This window comes from Hanstruepera sp. CR43 (genome assembly GCF_055227665.1).
This window is the reverse complement of record NZ_CP200078.1, coordinates 1,367,751-1,390,953: the sequence shown is the minus strand read 5'-3', so window position 1 is coordinate 1,390,953 and position 23,203 is coordinate 1,367,751. Positions and strand designations below refer to the sequence as shown.

Genomic DNA, 23,203 nt, shown 5'->3' with positions numbered 1-23,203 from the left:
TAAGCCTATTTACTTTTTTAAATAGGTGATAAATGAAAACGCATAGTCATGTTTTTCATCTTTTTCATGGTGTTTTTTATTGACTTCTTCCCAAACGGAATAATCGATTTCAGGGAAGAAAGTATCAGCATTGTCAAAAATACCATGAACTCGAGTGAGTTCAATTTTATCAGCAAAAGGCATAGCCTGTTTATAAATTTCCCCACCGCCTATCACAAAGGGCTGTTTATCATTTTTAGCAGCATCAAAGGCATCATCTAAATTGTTGACCACAATAACGCCATTTGGAACCTGATAGTTATCTTGACGGGTAATAACAATATGTGTTCGGTTTGGAAGTGGTTTTGGAAAACTCTCAAAAGTTTTACGACCCATTATGATGTGATGACCATTTGTAAGACTTTTAAAACGTTTAAGATCGTCACTCAAATGCCAGATAAGATCATTGTCCTTCCCAATAGCGTTATCTTCCCCAGCGGCTACTATGAGTGTTATTTCAGAATTTTTAGAGATCCTGGTTAAAGTTTTTTTTTCAGTGGGTAGCGGGTAGTCTTTGTCAACCTGTTTTTGAAGTTCAGCTATGCGCTCTTTTTGTTTGGTGACCAACCGATTAAGCTGTTTATCTTCCCATTTTTGACTTAATAATTTTGACGTGACAAATACATTGAATAGATGGTAAACAAATAGGAAAAACCAAATTAAAATGGCAAAAACAAACCATTTTATTCCAAAGAATGTGACATCAGCTCCTATGTTTAAAACAAGATTCGCAATTATAAAGAATACAGCTCCAATAAGAAATAATACAAAATGCGCATACAAGCGTTTTTTTTGTTTGATCCGTTTTTGAGCCTGTTTAATGAGCTCTAACTGTTCTTTGTCAATTTCAGTGGTTTGGGATTTCTTCTTTCCGAACATGTTCAGTTATTTAACCTAGTAAAAGTAACTTTTTTCTGTTAGTTATTAGATTAAATCAAAAATTTAATCCCATTCAAAAGATTTCTAAACCGCTACTACACCTTTAATATGTGGATGCGGGTTATAATCTACTAGCGTAAAATCTTCAAAGCTAAAATCAAAAATATCGTTAATTTCAGGATTTAAAATCATTTTAGGAAGTGGTCTAATATCGCGAGACAGTTGTAATTCCAATTGCTCATAATGATTGCTGTAAATATGTGCGTCACCAAACGTATGTATAAAATCCCCTGGTTGATAGCCACAAACCTGAGCAATCATTAAAGTCAATAATGCATAAGAAGCAATATTGAAAGGCACACCTAGGAAAATATCAGCGCTGCGTTGGTATAATTGGCAAGACAATTTGCCATCAGCTACATAAAATTGAAAAAAAGCATGGCAAGGAGGTAAGGCCGCTTTCCCATTAGCGACATTTTCAGCAAAGGATTTGGAGGTGTCTGGCAAAACCGATGGATTCCAAGCAGAAACTAACATGCGACGACTATCAGGATTGTTTTTGAGTGTATTGATGACATCTTTTATTTGATCGATTTCATCACTATTCCAATTACGCCACTGGTGACCATAAACAGGTCCTAAATCACCATTGTCATCAGCCCACTCGTTCCAAATTCGGACACCATTTTCAGTAAGGTAGTTTATGTTGGTATCACCTTTTAAAAACCATAGTAATTCATGTACGATAGATTTTAAATGAAGCTTCTTGGTGGTGACCATTGGAAACCCGTCACTTAAATCAAAACGCATTTGATAACCAAAAACACTTTTGGTTCCCGTTCCCGTGCGGTCAGATTTCTCATTACCATTTTCTAAAACATGCTTTACAAGGTCGTGATATTGCTTCATCGTCAATTAATTTTACTGGAAATAAAAATAGAAAAAAGGGTCAAATCAGAATAAACCAACCAATAATTTCTATTAAAAGTTATTAACTAAATCAGGTGGTAATTAACCAATGATCATTCCTGCAATGGTTGCTGAAATTAAAGAAGCTATTGTTCCACCAATTAAGGCTTTCATACCAAATTCGGATAAGGTTTTGCGTTGACCCGGAGCCAAAGATCCAATCCCACCAATTTGAATGCCTATGGAAGCAAAATTTGCAAAACCACAAAGCATATAGGTAGCCATAATAATGGATTTTTCATAGTTTAAATGTGTAGTGTTAGCTATATTTTTTAATTCACCTAGCTGTATATAACCTACAAATTCACTTGCTGCCAATTTAATACCCAATAATTGCCCCATCATCATTATATCATCTGTTGCGACACCAATTAGCCACATTAATGGTGCAAAAATTGTTCCAAGAATAGCCTCTAGAGATAAAGATGGATAAGGGGAGTTAATACTTACCCATTCGTTAATATTACCTATTGTTCCTACTTTGATTAACCCATAGTTTATAAAGGCAATAAAGGCAACAAATACTAATAACATTGCGGCAACATTTACTGCAAGCTTAAATCCTTCGGTAGTACCAATGGCAATAGAATCTAATATGTTAGACCCTATTTTTTGTTTAGATATTGTAATATCAGTATTAATTTCTTCAGTTTGGGGATAGAGCATTTTAGAAATAACAATAGCACCTGGAGCCGCCATGACCGATGCAGCTAAAAGATGCTTAGCAAAATATTCTCTTAATATCATATCGTCACCTCCCAAAAACTGGATATAAGCTGCCAGTACACCTCCAGCTACAGTTGCCATACCACCAATCATCACCAACAACATTTCAGATTTATTCATTTTTTCTAAATAGGCTTTAATCATTAATGGAGCTTCGGTTTGTCCCAAAAAGATATTTCCAGCCACACTTAAACTTTCAGCGCCAGAAATTCCTAATAGCTTTGTAAGAAGCCATCCCATGGCTTTTACTATTTTTTGAATAATTCCTAAATAAAACAAAACAGATGTTAAAGCAGAAAAGAATATAATTGTCGGTAAAATAGTTATTGCAAAATTTATTAAAGGACTTTCTATCTCATTAGAAATAAATGAACTAAATAAGAATTCGGTTCCGGCTTCAGTAAAAGTCAGAACTTTATTAAAAGCCTTGCCTAAATATTTAAAAATAGCCTGTACAAAAGGTATTTTTAAAACCCCTATTGCTATTAAAAGTTGAAAAGCCAGGCCAATACCAACTGTTTTCCAGTTAATAGCGCGTCTGTTGCTACTAAATAAAAAGGCTATAAAAATTAAGGAAATCATCCCCAATATACCTCTCCAAAGACTATTTATTGAAAATCCTTGACTGGGAATTATAGTGTCTTTATTGTTTTCTGAAATGCTATTGGCTGCTGACTGCTGAAGCTCTGGAAATGATTTAAAACGGTATGTTGTATTGTTTTCAACAAAAACCAATGTTGAGTCAGTAAGTTCCGATATTTTATATCTTCTTATCGTATCATTGGGTTGATTGTAATAAAAAACCAATAAGTTATTTTGATGAATATAATCTCCTGATGCTTCAAGATTTCGAGATGCAATATTATATTTAAAATCGCCATTATCTAAAACAAAAACATCAGATTCTGATAATTGAAATAGCTTGGAAACAGTATCATTTTCTATTGCTTGAAACTGCCATTTTTTTTCAATACTTTGAGCACAAATTGCGTTTAGACCAAAAAAAATAGCTGTAATAGCTAATAAAAACTGTTTCATTGTTTGTTATCGTTTAGAAATTTCGTCTCGAATTTTTGCAGCCTTTTCGTAGTCTTCATTGGCAACAGCTTCATCGAGTAGGTTGTGAAGTTCTTCCAAAGTTTTACTCTTGTAACTTTCTTGAACTGTTCCCGTTTCGAGCTCTTCTGCAATTAAATCATCAACCAAGACACTATCCTCTTCGGACTCGTCTTCTTTTTCTGGATTTATTTTTAGGTAAATACCAGCTTTATCCAGGATGTTTTTGTAGGTGAAAATAGGTGCTTGAAATCGCAATGCCAAAGCTATGGCATCACTGGTTCGGGCATCAATAATCTCTTCAATTTTATCGCGTTCACAAATAATACTGGAGTAAAATACACCATCAACTAATTTGTGGATAATAACCTGCTTAACAACAATATCAAATCGGTCAGCAAAGTTCTTAAAAAGATCATGGGTTAATGGTCTTGGTGGTCTAATTTCCTTTTCTAGAGCAATGGCAATGGATTGAGCTTCAAACGCACCAATAACAATTGGTAACTTTCGATCGCTATCTACTTCATTTAATATTAAGGCATAAGCTCCATTTTGCGTTTGGCTGTAAGAAATACCTTTTATTTTCAGTCGAACTAAACTCATAGAATATAAAAAAGCAAAGAACTGTTTAAATTAGGACTTTACCAAACGGTTATGAACAGTTTTTGGTACTTTAAACTAATTTAAACAGCCCTTTATAAATACAATTTAAAAAAAATATATTTATTGTTGTGCCTTAAACGCTTTTAAATTCTCAATGAGTTTAGGAACTACTTCAAAGGCATCACCCACGATTCCATAATCTGCAGCCTTAAAGAAAGGTGCTTCGGGATCGGTATTGATGACTACTTTTACTTTAGAGGCATTGATTCCAGCCAAATGTTGAATTGCTCCTGAAATTCCCACGGCTATATATAAATTTGAAGCTACTGGCTTACCTGTTTGCCCCACGTGTTCACTATGTGGTCTCCATCCTAAATCACTTACGGGTTTCGAGCATGCTGTAGCAGCACCCAATACATCTGCTAATTCTTCAATCATACCCCAATTTTCTGGACCCTTTAAACCACGACCACCTGATACAACTATTTCAGCATCAGCGATAGTGACTTTTCCAGTGACTTTATCAACCGATTCAACAGAAACTCCTAATTCAGGAATGTTTGGTGAAAAATCTTCTGCACTTGCAGATACTGATGTTTCTACAACACCAAAGGCGTTTTTGGAAACACCTACTAATTTCACATCAGTGTTGATTGCGGTTGAATTGAATGCCTTATTGGTAAAAGCGGTTCTCTTAACGGTAAATGGGGAAACACTACTTGGAGCTTCAACCACATTTGAGGCATAGCCAGCTTCCAATTCAATAGCCAAAAGCGGCGCTAGATACTTACTGTCTGCACTTGAGCTAACGACAACTACTTTTGCATTTTCGTTTTTTGCGGCTTGTGAAATGGCACTTGCATAGGCTTTGGCGTTGAAGGATTCTAATTGCGAATTAGTTACCTTTAAAACTTTGTCAACACCATGATTTCCTAAAACACTAACATCACTGGCATTAAACGTAATAGCCGTAACCGATGTTCCCATATGATCGGCAACAGCCTTGGCATAGGAAGCCACTTCCAAAGCGGTTTTCTTAAATTTTCCGTTTTCTGATTCTGTATATACTAAAACTGACATTTTCTTTTCTTTTTGTACGTTAATTAAATGACTTTGGCTTCGTTATGCAATAAATTTACAAGCTCTTGGACATTGTCTGCGTCAACTAACTTGACCGCTCCTTTTGGTGCTGGTTTTTCAAACTTAACAGAGTCTGTTTCGGCTTGAGCATCAGTTGGATCAACAACTTGGAGGGGTTTTTGACGTGCCATCATAATACCTCTCATATTTGGAATACGCAAATCACTTTCTTCAACCAATCCCTTTTGTCCGCCAATCACCAAAGGCAGACCAGTAGAAACAGTTTCTTTACCGCCATCAATTTCTCTCACAGCTTTGGCATTATTGCCGTCTACTTCAAGACTTATACAGTTATTCACAAAATTGGCATTGGTTAAACCTGCTAACATTCCAGGAACCATACCACCATTGTAATCAATAGATTCTCGACCTGCAATTACCAAGTCATAACCACCATCCTGAACAACTTTTGCTAATTCTTTGGCAACTTGAAATCCGTCTTTTGCAGCCGTATTAACTCGTATGGCACTATCAGCCCCAATTGCCAAAGCCTTACGAAGTGTTGGTTCAGTTTCAGCACCTCCAACATTAACAACGGTAACGTTGGCGCCTTGTTTTTCTTTAAACCACATAGCTCTCGTTAAACCAAATTCATCGTTTGGATTGATGACAAATTGAACACCATTAGTATCAAACTTTGTGTCATTTTCAGTGAAATTGATTTTGGAAGTCGTATCAGGAACATGACTAATACATACTAATATTTTCATATCGAAATTTTTAAATAAAATGTTTAATTTTTTGAGGTTACGAAGTTACTTATTTTATTCTGATTTTTTACTATGCGTGCATAGTAAATTTTTAATTAATTCTATGGAGTAAAGTTTTTCATTTATTTCTATTTTTGCTCATTATAATAATTGATACTATGAAGACAATACAATTTAGGGAAGCCGTATGTGAGGCCATGAGTGAAGAAATGCGTCGTGATGAGAGCATTTATTTGATGGGTGAGGAAGTAGCCGAATATAATGGTGCCTATAAAGCTAGTAAAGGTATGTTGGATGAATTTGGCCCAAAGCGTGTGATTGACACACCAATTGCTGAATTGGGTTTTGCAGGAATTGGAGTCGGCTCTACCATGACGGGATGTCGTCCAATAGTTGAGTTTATGACCTTTAATTTCTCTTTAGTTGGTATAGATCAAATTATTAATAACGCTGCAAAGATCAGACAAATGTCTGGCGGACAGTTTAAATGTCCTATTGTTTTTAGAGGACCTACGGCTTCTGCTGGGCAATTAGCAGCTACTCACTCTCAGGCATTTGAAAGCTGGTATGCTAATACACCTGGTTTAAAAGTCATTGTCCCGTCCAATCCTTATGATGCTAAAGGTTTATTGAAATCAGCTATTCGTGATGATGATCCCGTGATTTTTATGGAAAGTGAGCAAATGTATGGTGATAAAGGTGAAGTTCCTGAAGGGGAATATGTAATTCCTATTGGTGTTGCCGATATTAAACGTCAAGGTACTGACGTGACCATCGTGTCATTCGGGAAAATTATTAAAGAGGCTTATAAAGCAGCCGAAGAATTGGAAAAGGAAGGTATTTCTTGCGAAATTATAGATTTAAGAACCGTGAGACCAATGGATCATGATGCCATTTTGAATTCGGTTAAGAAAACCAACAGATTGGTTATTTTGGAAGAGGCTTGGCCTTTTGGTAATGTGGCGACTGAAATTACTTATCAAGTGCAATCAAAAGCGTTTGATTATTTGGATGCACCCATTGTAAAAATAAACACTGCAGATACCCCTGCTCCTTATTCTCCTGTTTTATTAGAAGAATGGTTGCCAAATAGCGACGATGTTATAAAGGCCGTTAAAAAGGTTATGTATAAATAAAATGACGTTTTTTACGTTGAATTAACTTCATTGGCAACATTGTTGATGAAGTTTTTTTATAATTATGAGGTTTAATCTACTACTTACATTAGTATTTTTTGGATTTATATCTGGTTACTCCCAGACCAAAGTAAGTGGTCATGTTACAGAGGCAGGAAATGAGCCTGTACCTTATGCCAATATCATATTTAAGAATTCTTCTGAAGGTACTATCACTAATGAGAATGGCCGTTTTTATCTGGAGTCCGATTCAACGTGGGACACGCTCATAGTATCATTTGTTGGCTATAAAACCATTGAATACCCATTGACTAAAAGAGTCAATTACGATTTGAATTTTGTTATTGAGGAAGAAGCTGCCGCCTTAAATGAAGTGGTTCTGGTTTCTGGGAAACAATCCAAAAAAGCTGAAGAAAACCCTGCTATTGCCATTTTACAAAAAATTTGGGCACGTAAGCATCAAAATGGACTTCGCCAATTCAATCAATATGCCTATGACAGATATGAAAAGGTCGAATTTGATTTAAATACTATTGATAGTTCACTCATCAAAAGTAACTTATTCAAGGGTATGGAGTTTGTTTTTGAGCAAGTTGATACGTCTAAAGTAACTGGTAAAACCTACCTGCCGATTTTTGTTAATGAGGAGGTGGCCAAAGTTTATGGTGATAACTTGCTAGAAAAGGAAAAAGTTGAACTTAAAGGGAATAAAAACTCTGGGTTTAGCAACAACCAAACCATTATAGACTTTATCAAGGACTTGTATTCACAGTATGATGTGTATGACAATTATCTCAAGTTCTTTGATAAAAGTTTTGTTAGCCCATTATCAAAAACAGGTGTCAATACTTATAATTACGTTTTAGCTGATAGTGCCTATATTGGTGATAAGTGGTGCTACAATATTATTTATTACCCACGTAGAAAGAACGAGTTAACTTTTAAAGGCGATTTCTGGGTTAACGATTCAACCTTTGCCATTAAGGAAATTAATCTTCAAGCTTCAAAAAGCGCCAATATTAACTGGGTTAAGGAAATATATATTGAGCAAGAATTTGATGTTGTTAACGATTCCGTGTTTTTAATTAAACGTGATTATTTCATGTCTGATTTTACCTTCAACAAAAAGGAGAAATCTCGTGGTATTTATGGTAAACGAACAACCTTATATGATAACTATCTCTTTGATGAAGTCAAAGACGAAAAGTTTTACAAGGAAGAGGTCTTTGATTATGACAAGGATGCTTATAATCGTGATGATGCCTTTTGGGAAGCCAATCGCATGGAGGAATTGAGCAAGGATGAGAAAGCTGTATATAAAATGCTGGACACGTTAAAAACGGTCAAAAAATTCAAGCGACTTTATAATGTCGGAAGTGTTTTAGCCTCTGGTTACATTGAATTTGACGACTTAAACCTTGATTATGGACCCATATTTTCCACGGTTGGCTATAATGATGTTGAAGGCATTAGGTTACGAGCTGGCGGAAGGACCTATTTTGGACCCAATGACCTTTGGCGTTTGCAAGGATTTCTGGCTTATGGTTTTAATGACGATAAGTTTAAATATGGCTTTTCGGCTAAATGGTTGTTGAATAAACGCAACCGATTGATTATATCAGCAGGTCATAGGCGAGACATTGAACAAATAGGAGCTAGTTTGACCACATCAACCGATGTTCTTGGTCGAAGTTTGGCTTCAAATGCGGTATTTACTACGGCTCCCAATGATAAGCTTTCCAATATTAATTTAACGGCATTGGCTATTGAGATTGAGCCTATAAAGAATGTATTATTCCGGGTTGGTGGCGATTATCGGACGCTGTCTTCGGCATCACCAACATTCAGTTTGGATTATGTCGATTTGGAATCACCTACAGGAATATCATCCGAGGTTCAACAGTTTGAAAGTACATTTGCCGTTTCCTATTTCCCAGGACGAAAGATGTCAGGCTTCGGAGTTGAAAGGCGTAATGCCAATGATACTTACGCATCTATTTTTGCTCAAATGAGTGTTGGAAGAAAGGATCTGTTTCATAGTGATTTTACCTACACTAAATTACAATTTTCTTATATTCAACCTTGGATATTAGGTGGTTTTGGAAGATTGTATTCTACGGTGGAAGTCGGTAAAACATTTGGTGAAGTACCTTTGGGTTTATTGAGTGTTGTGCCTGGTAACCAATCGTACTTTTCTATTTATAAATCGTTTTCCCAGTTGAATTTCTACGAATTTGTAACGGATACTTATGCGTCATTACATTTGGAACATAATTTTAATGGTAGGCTTTTTTCAAGAATTCCATTACTACGAAAACTCAATTGGCGTGAAATAGTTGGAATACGCGGCGTTTGGGGAGATATTTCTCAAGAGAATGTTGCTTTAAGTGCACCTTCCAATATCCCGTTAGTTGCTCCAACCGATGAGATATATTATGAATACAGCTTTGGTATTGGTAATATATTCAAGGTTTTTAGAATAGACTTCAATTTTAGAGGGAATTACCTGGATAATCCAGATTCACGCGATTTTGGAATTACAGGAAGTTTTGGTTTTATGTTTTGATCTTTTTTGGGTTATGCTACAATCATATCAGGTGTCACTGGCAGGCTTGTAAAGCGTTTACCAATGGCGTTATAAATAGCATTGGTTATGGCTGGAGCGCTTCCAATAATGCCCACTTCACCCAAACCTTTTGCGCCAGAAGGATTTCTATTGTAATCAGGTTTATTTATAAATGAAACTTCTATAATGGGAACATCAGCATTTACAGGGACATGGTAACCTGCAAAATCATTACCAACCAATCTTCCGGAAGCTAAATCAATATCTTGTTTTTCACGTAATGCCATACCCACACCGCCAACACTTGCCCCAATAATTTGATTGGCTGCAGCTTGAGGATTTATAATTTTTCCACCGTCAACCACAATAACCATTCTATCCATTTTCACCTGACCGGTAATGACATTAACTTTTACCTTATAAAAATGTGCAGCCGATGAGCAGAAGGCAAATTTATTTCCTTCTTCACCTGGGCTAGAATACTCTTCGACATATATTTTTTCAAGGTTATTGTTGGTAAAGATGTCAGTGTACGATTTAAAGGAGTCTAGATTGCCGTTAAGAGTGATACCATTTTCTGACAAGTCGATATTCTCAATATTAGTAATTTCAGATTTGCTCCAAGTATAGTCCGCTAATTTTTGCTTTAATGTTTTACAAGCAGCATCAACCGCACCACTTAAAGATGAAATGCCCCAACTGCCACCTTGACTTGGAGATGAAGGAAATGCAGAACTTCCCAGTTCAATCGATATTTTTTCTCTTGGAATACCTAAAAACTCATGAGCCATATTCACCATAGCTTCTCCAGTTCCTGTTCCAATATCGGTCATGGCAGTTCTAACCATAATATTCCCATTGGGTTGCATCTCTATGGATGCACCTGCTTCTTGGCGCCAAGAATTCCATAGCCCAACAGCCATGCCATAGCCAGTGTACCAGTCACCTTCTTTGAGCATTCTAGGTTGTTTAGGACGGTTTTCCCAACCAATTGCTTTGGCACCACGTTCTAGACAGTCTTTTAAATAATGGGTAGACCATGGTTTTCCGGAATCCATTTCGTATGGCGCAATGTTTTTTAAACGCAGTTCAACGGGATCAGCATTCATTTTGTAACAAAGCTCATCAAGTGCAGATTCTACACCAAAAGTACCGGTTGAATCTCCCGGACCACGCATCCAAACAGGGTGTGGTAAGTTTAAAGGTACGTAAGCCCAATCTCTTTTTACATGTTTAAAATTATAAACTTTTGTAGAAATAGCAGTAATACTTTCCCCAAAACCGACATATTTGGATTGATTATGTTTGGATTGATGTAATATCCCCATTAGTTTACCTTCATCATTTGCCCCTAGTCGCACACGTTGCCAAGAAGTTGGTCTGTAGCCTACCATAGTAAACATTTGCGGTCTAGTTAAAACAACTTTTACAGGGCGGTTTAAGTGTTTAGCTCCCATACTAGCTGCTACAGTGTTGAACCATCTTTTCAGTCCTGAACCAAAACCACCTCCTACAAATTGGCTATTAACTGTAATATCTTCAGGGTTTAAATTATATATATCTGCTATATCTTTTTGTACTCCGTTTACATTTTGACTTTTATCATAAATGCTTAATTTATTATTATCTGTCCAATGCGCAATTGTGGCATGCATCTCCATTGGATTATGTACCTCAATGGGAAGTGTATATTCTTCATCAACGATATTTTCTAACCTTTGCCACTCTTGATAATTTCCACGTTCACCTTTATAGGTTTCAAGTTCTGTAGTTTTAGCATGATCTTTAAAATCTACTTCAAAGCTTTCTTCTCTATAGTTAGCTTTTACTAAACTAGCTGCATAAGAAGCATCCTCAAAAGTCTCTGCTAACACTAATGCAATAGGTTGGTCATTAAATTCTATATGTTTAGTATGAAAGTATTTGTGATAAATAGAAAAGTCTTTAAAAGTGATTTCATCTTCTAATCCTTCTGTTCTTGGTTTATTCCAATAGGATAACACATCAATAACGCCAGAGATTTGTTTGGCTTCTTCTGTATTGATATTTGTAACTGTTCCGCTGGTAATAGTGCTTCCCACAAGCACACCATAAGCCATATTGGGTAAATTGTATTCAGCTGAATATTTCGCCTTTCCAGTTACCTTGGCAATGCCTTCAATACGGCCTTTGTTTTTGGACAAACTAAAACTCATGAGCTCTTGGAATTGGTTAAACACTCCATTAAAGCAGTTTCAACAGCACCTTTTAAAAGCGAAACTTTAAAGGTGTTATGTTGTAAGGGTTTTGTTTCTAAAGCAATTAGTTCAGCAGCTTTTATAAAGTTTTCACGAGTTGCTTCCTTATTTTTTAAAAACCTTTCAGCAGATGTCCATCGCCAAGGTTTGTGGGCTATACCGCCTGATGCTAATCGAGCTTCTTTAATCTTGTCTTTTTTTAATTTTAAGGCAGCAGCAACAGATACCAAGGTAAAAGCATAGGAATCGCGTTCTCTGATTTTTACATAGGATACACACTTCCCAAATTTATTGTTGGGTATTGTAATACCTGTGATGATAGCATTAGTGGGTAAATTGTTATCCTTTTCTGGGTTGTTTCCTGGTAGTCTGTGGAAGTCTTTAAACGCAATTGTTTTTTGTGAGCCATCTTGAGTAACTATATCAACTATGGCATCTAAAGCAGTCAATGCCACGCAAAAGTCCGAAGGATGCACAGCTACGCAACTATCAGAATAACCAATAATGGCAGCCATACGTTGATGGCCATTTTGGGCACCACAACCACTATTGGGTTTACGTTTATTGCAAGGTAATACGGTATCATAAAAATAGGGACAACGGGTTCGTTGCAATAAATTTCCACCTACAGATGCCATATTCCTAATTTGTGGTGAGGCACCAGCCAAAATGGCTTTTGAAATTAACGGAAATTCTTTCTTGATAATGTCATGTTCTGCTACAGCTGTATTAGTTGCCATAGCTCCCAAATAGATGCCTTTTTTAGTTTGTGTAATACCATTAGATAAAGCGTTACTTAAATCAATTAAAGCATCTGGCTGACTAATCTGCTTCTTCATTAAATCAACCAAGTTGGTACCTCCAGAAATATAGGAACTGGAATTATTGGCGAATTTAAGCGCTTCTCCAATATTTTCAACTTTATGGAATTCAAACGGCTTCATTTGGCGACACTTTTTATGGCATTGGTAATACCGTTATAGGCACCACATCTACAAATGTTGCCACTCATATACTCTTTGATTTCTTCAACAGAATTGGTGTGACCTTCGTTAACACAAGCCACGGCAGACATAATTTGTCCAGTTGTACAATAGCCACACTGGTAACCATCATGATCCAAAAATGCTTGCTGCATAGGGTGTAAAATATCGCCATTGGCAAGACCCTCTATGGTCGTTATTTCTTTTCCGGACATCATAGCAGCCAAGGATAAACAACTTAAAGCACGATCACCATGAACATGAACGGTACATGCACCGCATTGTCCATGGTCACAGCCTTTTTTAGTGCCTGTCAGTTTGAGGTTTTCTCGCAATAAATCTAATAAGGTTGTTCTGCTGTCGACATTTACGTTATAATCTTTTCCATTAATGACCAGAGAAATAGGTAAGGTTACTTTTTTTGTAAAGTAAGTTTCTTTTATATCATAATAAAAAGCCTTAATGGAATTAGGGACAAATGCCAACGCGGTAAATGCAGAAGATGTCTTAATGAAAAAACGTCTGCTGTATTTATTTTGGTTTTTAGAATAGCTCATTTAAAATGATAGCTAGGGATGTTCTTAAAGATACAGAAAAAACCTAACAAATACTTAAAGGTCAAATGAAATTAATTGCTTTTCTTTTCTTTAAACTCGTCAAATTGAGAGGGTTCTTCAACCTTTGGAAAGCTATTATTCTTCATATTTGTATCAGCAAATTCAAAATTAGGATCCAGATTTACCTTTTCAACCTCTTTATCTTTAAGAAATGTTTTGGTTACCTGATACTCATTGCGTCTCCAAATATCAGCTGGAAGCATATCCGTTTCTTTGCTGCCATCTTTATAAACCCACTCTATTTTAACAGGCATGACTAAACCACCCATATTTTTGATGGTTACTTCGTAGATGTTCTTTCCTGAAACTTGTTTTCGTAATTCGTCTTCATCCAAACGAGATAAGAATCCACCATAAGCTTGGTCAGGTGTTTCAGACAATTTAATCATATCTGGTCCACTTGAAAAATCTTTGGCCTTTTGTTCTGTGCCTGCGCCTGTTGCTGCTATTTTAACTTTTTTCTGCTGGTCTTCAATATTCAAATCTTCTTCATAAACCTTAAACCATTTAACATCGGTCAATTCCATGTCCACATTATCGGTGGTAAAAAACCATCCTCTAAAAAACCAATCTAAATCCGTAGCTGTGGCATCTTCCAAAGTTCTAAATAAATCACCTGGGTTCGGGTGTTTATATTTCCAACGGTTAGCATATTCCTTAAACGCTTGATCAAATAATTCAGGACCAATAATGGAATTGCGTAACATTTGTAATCCTACGGTTGGCTTTTGATAGAAATTGTTTCCAAACTGCGTGAGTAATTCACTATCAGAAGTCGTCATAATAGGGCGTAATATATTTTTATCACCTTGCATAAACGGAACAATGTCTTTGGGTTCCGTGCTATGAAATTCAGGGTAACGTTCTGCTACTGTTCTCTGATGCAAAAAGGTATTGAGCCCTTCATCCATCCACATCCATTTGCGTTCATCAGAACTGACAATCATCGGGAACCAATTATGGCCTACTTCATGAATGATGGTTCCAATCATTCCAGACTTGGCATTATCGCTCATTTTACCATTACGTGGTCTACCGCCATTGAAACTAATCATGGGGAACTCCATACCAATATTGGATGTATTAACCGAAATCGCCACAGGGTAAGGATATTCAAAAGTTGCTTCGGAATAGACTTCCAAAGCCGCCTTTACAGCTTTGGTTGATTCTTCACTCCAAACAGGTAAGCCTTCTTTGGGATAAAAAGACATGGCCATAACTTTATTCGTTTCCAATTGAACTGCTTGTGCATCCCAGATAAATTTTCTAGAGGATGCAAAAGCAAAATCACGCACATTTTTAGCGGTATATCGCCATGTTTTTGAATTGGTCGATTTGGACTTTTCATTGGCTTTTGCTTCGTCAACTGTCACAATCATAACCGGTTTGTCAAAGGTATTTTCGGCTTGAGACAAGCGTTGTCTTTGAGTTTTGGTTAAAACCGATTCACTATTTTGAAGCCGTCCAGTGGACGCTACAATATGGTCTTCAGGTACTGTAATCTCCACATCATAGTCTCCAAATTCCAAGGCAAATTCTCCCAATCGTTGAAATTGTTGATTTTGCCAACCTTCCGTATCATTATAAACGGCCATTCTAGGGAACCAATGTGCTATTAGATATACCGTATTATCATCTTCCGGGAAATATTCATACCCTTCACGTGAAAGTAAAAACATACTTCTATCGGTAATAGGGTAGGACCACGCCAATGAAAAACTCATGGATTCACCAGATTTTAGTGGCTGGTTTAGCATGACCTTCATCATGGTATTATTAACAAAGGCTTTCATATTATTGCCTGAATTGTCTTTTATGTATTTGATGCTGTAACCAGCAGGAAAGTCAATGGCGCGCGTTAAGCTTTGCATTTGTTTGGTGGTCATGTTGTCGCGAACACCACCAAAGGCATCGCCAAAATCAGGATTTCCTTTTTTATTGACGTTTTGTTCTAACTGAATCCACAAGTAACTCAAATCGTCTGGCGAATTATTGTGATAGGTTATGGTTTCTTCACCCGAAAGCATGTTGTTTTTTTCATCAAGGGTAGCCTTTATTTTGTAATCGGCGCGTTGTTGCCAATAGGCTTTTCCCGGAGCTCCACTTGCGGTTCGGTAGGTATTGGGTGGTGCAATCATATTATCAATGGGTTCAAACTTGCCTTGCCAAGGTTGTGTTTGCGATTGAATGCTAGAAAAGCTGAAACTAAAAACGAACAGGAAAAGAAAATACCTCATAATGTGTGGTTTGATTAATTTTTTTGATTGAAACAGCAAGATAAAAAAAATTGAAATGAGAATTTTTATTTTAACAGTTATGTGTTTAAATGCTTTATTCCTCTGAAGTATTTAATAATGAGAATACTGGTTATTATAAATGGTAAGGTTGACAGAATGATTTTAATATTAAATTCAATTAACCCTATAAAAAGCATCAAGAGAAACAATATTCCAATTCCAGTCATGGCAATATAAATTACTGATTTGCTGACTTTTTTCTGAAATAAAGCAATAATCAATAGTATTTGACCAAATAATGGAAGCATGGTAAACGGATGGATTACAGAACCAGGGTCCTCAAATAATTTTTTGAAAATGTCAATTTCAGCTTGAAATAAAAATACATGGTTGTTATTTCCCCATTGTAAATATCCAATTAGGGAGAATAATATCATACAAAATATAAGGACTTTGAGTTTCATTTAAAATGTTCAAATTAAATTAAAATATTACTTTAAAGTTAACTTATATATTGTCCAAACCCAAACACTTCCGTACCTTTGCAGTCCTAAAAAATTTACAATGACAAATACAGGTAAAACCACCTTTGATGTGCTGATTGAAATTCCTAAGGGTAGTCGTAACAAATACGAATACGATTTTGAATTGAACAAAATACGTTTTGACCGGATGCTGTTTTCTTCTATGATGTATCCTGGTGATTATGGTTTTATTCCAGAAACCTTGGCATTGGATGGTGACCCATTGGATGTTTTGGTTATGGGAACCGAACCTACCTTTCCTATGTGCGTGATGGAAGTAAAACCTATTGGTGTGTTTCACATGGCAGATGAAAAAGGACCTGATGAGAAGTTGGTGTGTGTGCCAGTGAGTGATCCTATCTGGAATAGCTACAATGATATTGAGGATTTGAATCCGCATAGAATCAAAGAGATTACCCATTTCTTTCAAGTCTATAAGGATTTGGAAAAAAAGAAAGTTGATGTTGGAGGTTGGGGAAATGCTGAAGAAGCTTACGATATTTTCAATAAATGTGTAGAACGCTATGAAAATAGTGAGCATAAAGCCAAAGGAAATTTCAAGATTTAATTCATTTTGAAAAAATCAAAAATAAAAACCCTTTTAATCTATTAGTTAAGAGGGTTTTTCTTTTAGAATCCATTTCATTACTTTTGCGCAGCTAATTATTAAAATAAACTAAAAAATATGGAATCAAACATGATTTTTGTGCCAATTGCTATGGCGGTGATAGGGCTCATTTTTATGATGATAAAAATGGCTTGGGTAAAAAAGCAAGCGCCTGGAAATGACAAAATGCAAGGCATATCTAAAGCCATTAAAGAAGGAGCTTTAGCTTTTTTAGGTGCTGAATACAGATTGCTATTAATCTTTGTGGTTATTGCAGCAGTAGCACTGGGCATTATTTCTATGATGGTTGACACAACCCATTGGATTATTATAGTGGCATTTATTGTTGGTGCATTTGCTTCGGCCTTGGCAGGAAACATTGGTATGCGTATTGCAACAGAAGCGAACGCCCGTACCGCTGAAGCTGCTAAAACTAGCTTGCCACAAGCTTTAAAAGTATCGTTTGGTGGAGGAACTGTTATGGGACTTGGTGTAGCGAGTTTGGCTGTATTAGGTTTGAGTTTGTTCTTTTTCGTGTTTGTAAAAATGTTTGTGGATGGCGGTTCGTCATTCTATAATGATATGACCATGGCTCTTGAAGCCTTGGCTGGATTCTCATTAGGTGCTGAATCTATTGCCTTGTTTGCACGTGTTGGTGGTGGTATTTATACAAAAGCTGCCGATGTTGGTGCTGACTTGGTTGGTAAGGTTGAAGCAGGTATCCCTGAAGATGATCCTCGTAACCCAGCTACTATTGCTGATAACGTAGGTGATAATGTTGGTGACGTTGCCGGAATGGGAGCTGATTTATTTGGTTCTTATGTGGCGACAGTTCTAGCCGCTATGGTATTAGGAAATTATTTAATTAAAGATATGTCGTTGAATGCGCCTTTTACGGATGCGTTTAACAATATGGGACCCATTTTATTACCTATAGTTATTGCTGGTGTTGGTATCATTGCTTCTATATTAGGAACATTTTTGGTTAAGATTTCGAATAATGATGCTAAAGAACCACAAGTTCAAAAAGCATTGGATATGGGGAACTGGGTAGCTATCGTGATTACATTAATTGCTAGTTGGTTCTTAATTGATATGATGTTACCAGAAACTATGAATATGAAGTTCTTTGGTGAGGGTTATAAAGCAATTCCATCTATCAACGTGTTTTGGTCAGCTTGTATTGGTTTGGCAGTTGGTGCTTTAATTTCTATGGTAACGGCTTTCTATACAAGTTTAGGTAAAAAACCAGTATTAGATATCGTAAAAAATAGTTCTACAGGTGCTGCAACCAACATTATTGCAGGTTTGGCAGTAGGTATGAAATCAACATTTTTATCAGTGGTATTATTTGCTGCTGCTATTTATGGTTCTTATGAATTAGCAGGTTTTTATGGAGTAGCTTTAGCGGCTTCTGCTATGATGGCTACAACAGCTATGCAATTGGCTATTGATGCCTTTGGACCAATTGCTGATAATGCTGGAGGTGTTGCTGAAATGAGTGAATTGGAGCCTCACGTTCGTGAGCGTACGGATATATTAGATTCAGTTGGTAATACAACTGCTGCTGTAGGTAAAGGATTTGCCATTGCTTCAGCGGCTTTAACAGCTTTAGCTTTATTTGCAGCTTATGTGACTTTTACAGGTATTGATGGTATCAATATTTTTAGAGCCGATGTATTGGCTATGTTATTTGTTGGAGGTATGATTCCAGTCATCTTTTCGGCTTTGGCTATGCAATCAGTTGGTAAAGCGGCTATGGAAATGGTTCAGGAAGTTCGTCGTCAGTTTAGAGAAATTCCAGGTATTATGGAAGGGACTGGAACACCTGAATATGCGAAGTGTGTGGATATTTCGACTAAAGCGGCCTTAAAAGAAATGATTTTACCAGGTTTAATTACTATTATCACACCAATCATTATAGGATTGGTATTTGGTGCTGAACCACTTGGAGGTTATATGGCTGGTGTTTGCGTGTCTGGTGTTATGTGGGCTATCTTCCAAAACAATGCTGGTGGCGCATGGGATAATGCCAAGAAATCATTTGAAGCCGGTGTTGAAATCAATGGTGAGATGACTTACAAAGGTTCTGATGCTCACAAAGCAGCTGTAACGGGTGATACGGTTGGTGATCCATTTAAAGATACTTCAGGACCATCAATGAACATCTTAATTAAATTAACCTGTTTAGTTGGATTGGTCATTGCACCTATTTTAGGTGGTCATGATATTGAGGAAGGTGTTGCTATGGAAACAACTACAACCACTAAATCTACTGGCGATGTTTATAAAAAAGTCTTGATAGATATGGACGTAGTTAGTGATGACATTGCGAAAGCAGTAGTCACGACGACATCAGTGATAAATGGAGAAACTATTGTTACAGAAAAAATTATTTCAGGAACTAAAGCTGAAGTTAAAGCCCGTGTTGAAGAAATTAAAGCTGACGCTTCTCAAGTTAAAGAGAATATCAATGATTTAACCATTGAAGAAAAAGTTATTAGAAAATAACTTTTTGCAATACACAATTAGAAAAAAAGCCACGCATTGCGTGGCTTTTTTAATGTATTATTTTAAGTTTTTTAAAAGAGACCATGTATTTCGGCTTCAATTTTATTGACAATGGTTCCCAAATCTTCAGGGTTTGAAACAAAATCCATATTGTCCACATCTATAATTAATAATTTGCCTTTGTCATATCCGTGAATCCATGCTTCGTATCGTTCGTTCAAACGGCTTAAATAATCAATGCTGATAGAGTTTTCATAATCCCGACCACGTTTGTGAATCTGATTGACCAAATTCGGAATGGAACTTCTTAAATAAATCAATAAATCAGGTCCTTGCACAAACGATTCCATCAAATCAAAGAGCGAACGGTAATTCTCATAATCACGATTGGTCATGAGTCCCATGGCATGTAAATTAGGTGCGAAAATATGGGCATCTTCGTAAATGGTCCTATCCTGAATAATGTCTTTGCCACTTTGTCTAATTTGAGCCACTTGGCGGAAACGACTATTCAAAAAATATACTTGTAAATTAAAGCTCCAACGTTCCATTTGGTTATAAAAATCATCCAAATAAGGATTGTCAACTACATCTTCTAATTGAGGTTCCCATCTGTAATGTTTGGCTAATAATTTGGTAAGTGTCGTTTTTCCTGCACCAATATTTCCCGCTACTGCAACATGCATATATTCTTTAGTTTTTTAGTTGGAATTCATGTAGAATTTTAGAATCGTAAATATACAAGGTTTCGGCGGTTACTAAAAACTGATTTATTAACAATTCAGGTGTTTTTAAAGGCGTTATTTTTTGGGTCTTATCATCTAAATAAAACAGTGTATTGCCCTGTTTTAAAATGATATTATCATTGCTTTCAGCGAGTTTTGAATAACCCTTGTTTTCAATCTTAAATAGCAAGCTGCCAAAATAACTATACTTATACAAGAACCTTTCTGTCAAAAGCCAGCAATAATTGTAGTTGCTGGTAAGATCCAATACATTAGAAACTACAGGAAGTGTAGTCGATCGAACCAATTTGGCTTTATAATCATAAAGTTGCAATTGCTGTAAATCTTGATTAAAGGTCCAAATGGTATTATCATTGCCAATAGAAACATGGGTAATGTTTTTGTAGGGCTGCGTAGTATTAAAGTCAATTTTAAAAACTTCAGCAAGTCTGTTATCCAATATTATGACGGTGTTGAAGGCCCTATAAAATAATACTAATTTCAACGGATTAAATGTATTTACAGTTGTCAAGTTTCCAAGTTGCACATTACTGTAATTGATGGTGTTGTCTGTAGTTTTTTTGTGAAAAATGTTGTTTTTCAGAAAATATTCGGTTCCAAAATTATCAATGCCAATAATTTGTGAGACATCCAAAGGCCTTTGACTTTGATTGATAACGGAAATACTGTCTTGGGAATTGACCGTAATGACGCAAAAAAATAATAAATAGCTAAACCATTTCATTGAACTTGAAAAGTACAAAAATCAATCCAAAAATCAACAGATTAATTTATACCCAAATCCACGAACATTTAAAATTTGAATATGCTCGTCACGATGTAATTTTTTTCGAAGTTTGGTAATAAAAACATCCATACTGCGTCCACTAAAAAAATCGTCATTGCCCCAAAGTTTATTCAAAATCAAAGAACGGTCTAGTACCTGATTTTGGTTGTTTATTAAATGAAAGAGTAAATGTGCTTCTCTATGTGTTAATTGCATGGGTTCTTCGTCACCAAACTGTAATAATTGTTTGGGAAAATCAAATGTATATTGCCCAACGGTTAAAATTTTAGAGTTGCTTTGAACGTGTTTTCTGTTGAGGAGGTTGTGAATACGGACAATCAATTCCTCCATACTAAAAGGTTTCTTTAAATAATCATTACCACCAATGCTAAACCCTTCAACCACATCCTGGGTTTGTGACTTGGCTGTCAAAAATATAATGGGAATATGATCATCAATGGCTCTGATTTCTTTAGCCAATGTGAAACCATCTTTTTTTGGCATCATCACGTCCAAAACTAAAAGTTCAGGTTGATTTTCATGGTATCCTTGCAGTGCCTTTTCGCCATTTTCAAACAAATGAACCTCAAAGTCTCGGGTTTCTAGACTTTCCTTTATAATCTGGCCCAAGGCAGGTTCATCTTCAGCCAATAATATGCTTGTTTTTTTAGCCATTAGGCAGCGTGATTTTAAACGTTGTTAGTTTTGGCTCCAGATGTAGGGTGATTAACCCACCGTGTTTTTCAATAATTTTTTTAGTGTAGTAAAGTCCGATACCAAATCCTTTGACATCATGAGTATTGCCTTTTGGAACCCGATAGAATTTTTCAAAAATGTGATTTTTTGATTCGTTATTCAAAGAAGCACCATTATCAGAAATTAAAATAGTCAATGATATGGCGGTTTGCTGAATACTAACCGTAATGGTCTCACCACCATATTTTACAGCATTATCGATAACATTACTAATGGCATTTTCAAAATGAAAGACGTCAACCATGACCGTAATTTCCTGCTGGGGTTTGATAAAGGTCAGAGTTTTATGAGGTGCCTGAATTTGATATTTAGCAATGAGACTTTCCAATAATGGAATCATATCGCAAGATTCTTTGTTGAGGTCTATTTCCTCACTATCTAGCGTGGCAGTTTCCAAAAGTTTTTCAACCATGGTATTTAATTTTTCCAATTGGTTTGAAGACATCTCCAAATATGACTTCGTCTTTTCTGGGTCATTTTTGGTGTTGAAGCTTTTAATACTTTCCAAAGCCACACTAATAGTAGCTATAGGTGTTTTGAACTCGTGTGTGATGTTGCTAATCAAATCATTCTTAACTTCAGCCAATTGTTTTTGATGCTTGATGATTTTGAGAAGATATATTAAACACCCAATAACTGATAAGACCAATAATAATGAAACGAATATGCCTAACATAATGCGTTTTAAAATGAGTGCAGTGGCATTGCTAAAGTATATTTCCAATTCACTGTCTTTTGGCAAATACGTAGATTTGGAAGTGGTCTTTAAGGCAGATAGTTTTATGTTGTCTAATGGCTTACTAGTTAAACTATCAACTGGCGATTTAAACAATAGGCCATAATCAATATTTAGGTTTTTACGGGTTAACTCGGTTTTTACCAGGGAGTCCAATTGTTCCAATTTTAACGTGTCATTGGTCATCGAATAGATGACTTTTGATGTTAGCATTTTGAAAGAATCTTGGGTGATTGAATCGATTGAAAAATCCCTATCTGTTGACATTTCAAATTTTATCGGTTGCCATTTTTTGACCACTTTTTTTTGTACTGTATCGGAATTACCGAAATGGGATACGTCGTCAAAGATTTCTATTTTTAATGAGTCACGGTCAGAATCAATATCAATGTGTTTAATGATATCATTGATTTGTTTGTGATGATTATGCATTTCTGTGGAATCATCCACACTAAAGGCAAATGCTAAAGTATTTTGTTCAGCAATTTTGGCATAATAACTGTCTACGGCATTGTCCAAACTTATCTGAACATCATTAATAAGCTGTTGTTTGTTGGTCAAATAATTTTTGTAATTCCAATACACTTGAATAGCGATTGTACATATAGCAACAATCACAATAGTATTTAAAATCCAGCCGTATCGTACCTTATTCATAT

General features: G+C 36.0%; 19 protein-coding genes. 4 read left to right on the top strand and 15 right to left on the bottom strand.

Features of this window, described 5'->3' with window-relative positions:
- Positions 1 to 9: 9 nt before the first annotated feature.
- The 6 genes from ACKXGU_RS06380 to ACKXGU_RS06355 form a co-directional block, all read right to left on the bottom strand.
- The gene (locus ACKXGU_RS06380; protein WP_463467221.1) at positions 10 to 918 is read right to left on the bottom strand and encodes a dihydrofolate reductase; all 909 of its coding nucleotides are present in this window, start codon (positions 916 to 918) and stop codon (positions 10 to 12) included.
- A gap of 84 nt (positions 919 to 1,002) precedes the next feature.
- The gene (locus ACKXGU_RS06375; RefSeq protein ID WP_463467220.1) at positions 1,003 to 1,827 is read right to left on the bottom strand and encodes a thymidylate synthase; all 825 of its coding nucleotides are present in this window, start codon (positions 1,825 to 1,827) and stop codon (positions 1,003 to 1,005) included.
- Between the two features lie 102 nt (positions 1,828 to 1,929).
- Entirely contained in the window at positions 1,930 to 3,651 is a 1,722-nt protein-coding gene (locus ACKXGU_RS06370) for a NupC/NupG family nucleoside CNT transporter (RefSeq protein WP_463467219.1), read from the bottom strand.
- A gap of 6 nt (positions 3,652 to 3,657) precedes the next feature.
- Positions 3,658 to 4,272 carry a bifunctional nuclease family protein gene (locus ACKXGU_RS06365; protein WP_463467218.1) on the bottom strand — a complete coding sequence of 205 codons (615 nt, stop codon included), beginning with the start codon at positions 4,270 to 4,272 and terminating at the stop codon, positions 3,658 to 3,660.
- Between the two features lie 120 nt (positions 4,273 to 4,392).
- Positions 4,393 to 5,352 (bottom strand): electron transfer flavoprotein subunit alpha/FixB family protein, encoded by a 960-nt coding sequence (locus ACKXGU_RS06360; RefSeq protein WP_463467217.1) that lies wholly within the window; start codon positions 5,350 to 5,352, stop codon positions 4,393 to 4,395.
- 23 nt (positions 5,353 to 5,375) lie between these two features.
- On the bottom strand, positions 5,376 to 6,122 hold the full coding sequence (locus ACKXGU_RS06355; RefSeq protein ID WP_463467216.1) for an electron transfer flavoprotein subunit beta/FixA family protein: 747 nt from the start codon (positions 6,120 to 6,122) through the stop codon (positions 5,376 to 5,378).
- Positions 6,123 to 6,280: 158 nt separating this feature from the next.
- Here ACKXGU_RS06355 and ACKXGU_RS06350 point away from each other — a divergent pair, with 158 nt between their 5' ends.
- Positions 6,281 to 7,258, top strand: coding sequence for a pyruvate dehydrogenase complex E1 component subunit beta (locus tag ACKXGU_RS06350; RefSeq protein ID WP_463467215.1), 978 nt, complete (start codon positions 6,281 to 6,283; stop codon positions 7,256 to 7,258).
- 64 nt (positions 7,259 to 7,322) lie between these two features.
- Positions 7,323 to 9,824, top strand: coding sequence for a DUF5686 and carboxypeptidase-like regulatory domain-containing protein (locus tag ACKXGU_RS06345; RefSeq protein ID WP_463467214.1), 2,502 nt, complete (start codon positions 7,323 to 7,325; stop codon positions 9,822 to 9,824).
- An 11-nt stretch (positions 9,825 to 9,835) separates the two neighbouring features.
- Here the strand turns inward: ACKXGU_RS06345 and ACKXGU_RS06340 are convergent, their stop codons facing one another.
- The 5 genes from ACKXGU_RS06340 to ACKXGU_RS06320 all read right to left on the bottom strand — a co-directional run bounded on the left by ACKXGU_RS06340 (position 9,836) and on the right by ACKXGU_RS06320 (position 16,335).
- Positions 9,836 to 12,019: a xanthine dehydrogenase family protein molybdopterin-binding subunit gene (locus tag ACKXGU_RS06340; protein ID WP_463467213.1), complete on the bottom strand. Its 2,184-nt coding sequence runs from the start codon at positions 12,017 to 12,019 to the stop codon at positions 9,836 to 9,838.
- Positions 12,016 to 13,005, bottom strand: a complete 990-nt coding sequence (locus ACKXGU_RS06335) for an FAD binding domain-containing protein (RefSeq protein ID WP_463467212.1) — start codon at positions 13,003 to 13,005, stop codon at positions 12,016 to 12,018. The genes ACKXGU_RS06340 and ACKXGU_RS06335 overlap by 4 nt, the downstream gene beginning before the upstream one ends.
- The gene (locus ACKXGU_RS06330) at positions 13,002 to 13,601 is read right to left on the bottom strand and encodes a (2Fe-2S)-binding protein (RefSeq protein WP_463467211.1); all 600 of its coding nucleotides are present in this window, start codon (positions 13,599 to 13,601) and stop codon (positions 13,002 to 13,004) included. The genes ACKXGU_RS06335 and ACKXGU_RS06330 overlap by 4 nt, the downstream gene beginning before the upstream one ends.
- A 71-nt stretch (positions 13,602 to 13,672) precedes the next feature.
- Positions 13,673 to 15,898: a M1 family metallopeptidase gene (locus ACKXGU_RS06325; protein ID WP_463467210.1), complete on the bottom strand. Its 2,226-nt coding sequence runs from the start codon at positions 15,896 to 15,898 to the stop codon at positions 13,673 to 13,675.
- A gap of 77 nt (positions 15,899 to 15,975) precedes the next feature.
- The gene (locus tag ACKXGU_RS06320; RefSeq protein WP_463467209.1) at positions 15,976 to 16,335 is read right to left on the bottom strand and encodes a hypothetical protein; all 360 of its coding nucleotides are present in this window, start codon (positions 16,333 to 16,335) and stop codon (positions 15,976 to 15,978) included.
- A 127-nt stretch (positions 16,336 to 16,462) separates the two neighbouring features.
- Between ACKXGU_RS06320 and ACKXGU_RS06315 the strand changes: the two genes are divergently transcribed.
- Positions 16,463 to 16,990: an inorganic diphosphatase gene (locus ACKXGU_RS06315; protein WP_463467208.1), complete on the top strand. Its 528-nt coding sequence runs from the start codon at positions 16,463 to 16,465 to the stop codon at positions 16,988 to 16,990.
- Between the two features lie 117 nt (positions 16,991 to 17,107).
- The gene (locus ACKXGU_RS06310) at positions 17,108 to 19,540 is read left to right on the top strand and encodes a sodium-translocating pyrophosphatase (RefSeq protein ID WP_463467207.1); all 2,433 of its coding nucleotides are present in this window, start codon (positions 17,108 to 17,110) and stop codon (positions 19,538 to 19,540) included.
- Between the two features lie 71 nt (positions 19,541 to 19,611).
- On the opposite strand, the gene ACKXGU_RS06305 is transcribed toward ACKXGU_RS06310, so the two are convergent.
- The 4 genes from ACKXGU_RS06305 to ACKXGU_RS06290 are packed head-to-tail and all read right to left on the bottom strand — an operon-like array spanning position 19,612 to position 23,201.
- The gene (locus ACKXGU_RS06305; protein WP_463467206.1) at positions 19,612 to 20,226 is read right to left on the bottom strand and encodes a deoxynucleoside kinase; all 615 of its coding nucleotides are present in this window, start codon (positions 20,224 to 20,226) and stop codon (positions 19,612 to 19,614) included.
- Positions 20,227 to 20,233: 7 nt separating this feature from the next.
- Complete coding sequence (locus ACKXGU_RS06300) at positions 20,234 to 21,010, bottom strand: hypothetical protein (protein WP_463467205.1); 777 nt, start codon at positions 21,008 to 21,010, stop codon at positions 20,234 to 20,236.
- Positions 21,011 to 21,043: 33 nt separating this feature from the next.
- Positions 21,044 to 21,727, bottom strand: a complete 684-nt coding sequence (locus tag ACKXGU_RS06295; protein ID WP_463467204.1) for a response regulator transcription factor — start codon at positions 21,725 to 21,727, stop codon at positions 21,044 to 21,046.
- Complete coding sequence (locus ACKXGU_RS06290; RefSeq protein WP_463467203.1) at positions 21,720 to 23,201, bottom strand: sensor histidine kinase; 1,482 nt, start codon at positions 23,199 to 23,201, stop codon at positions 21,720 to 21,722. The genes ACKXGU_RS06295 and ACKXGU_RS06290 overlap by 8 nt, the downstream gene beginning before the upstream one ends.
- Positions 23,202 to 23,203: the final 2 nt, after the last annotated feature.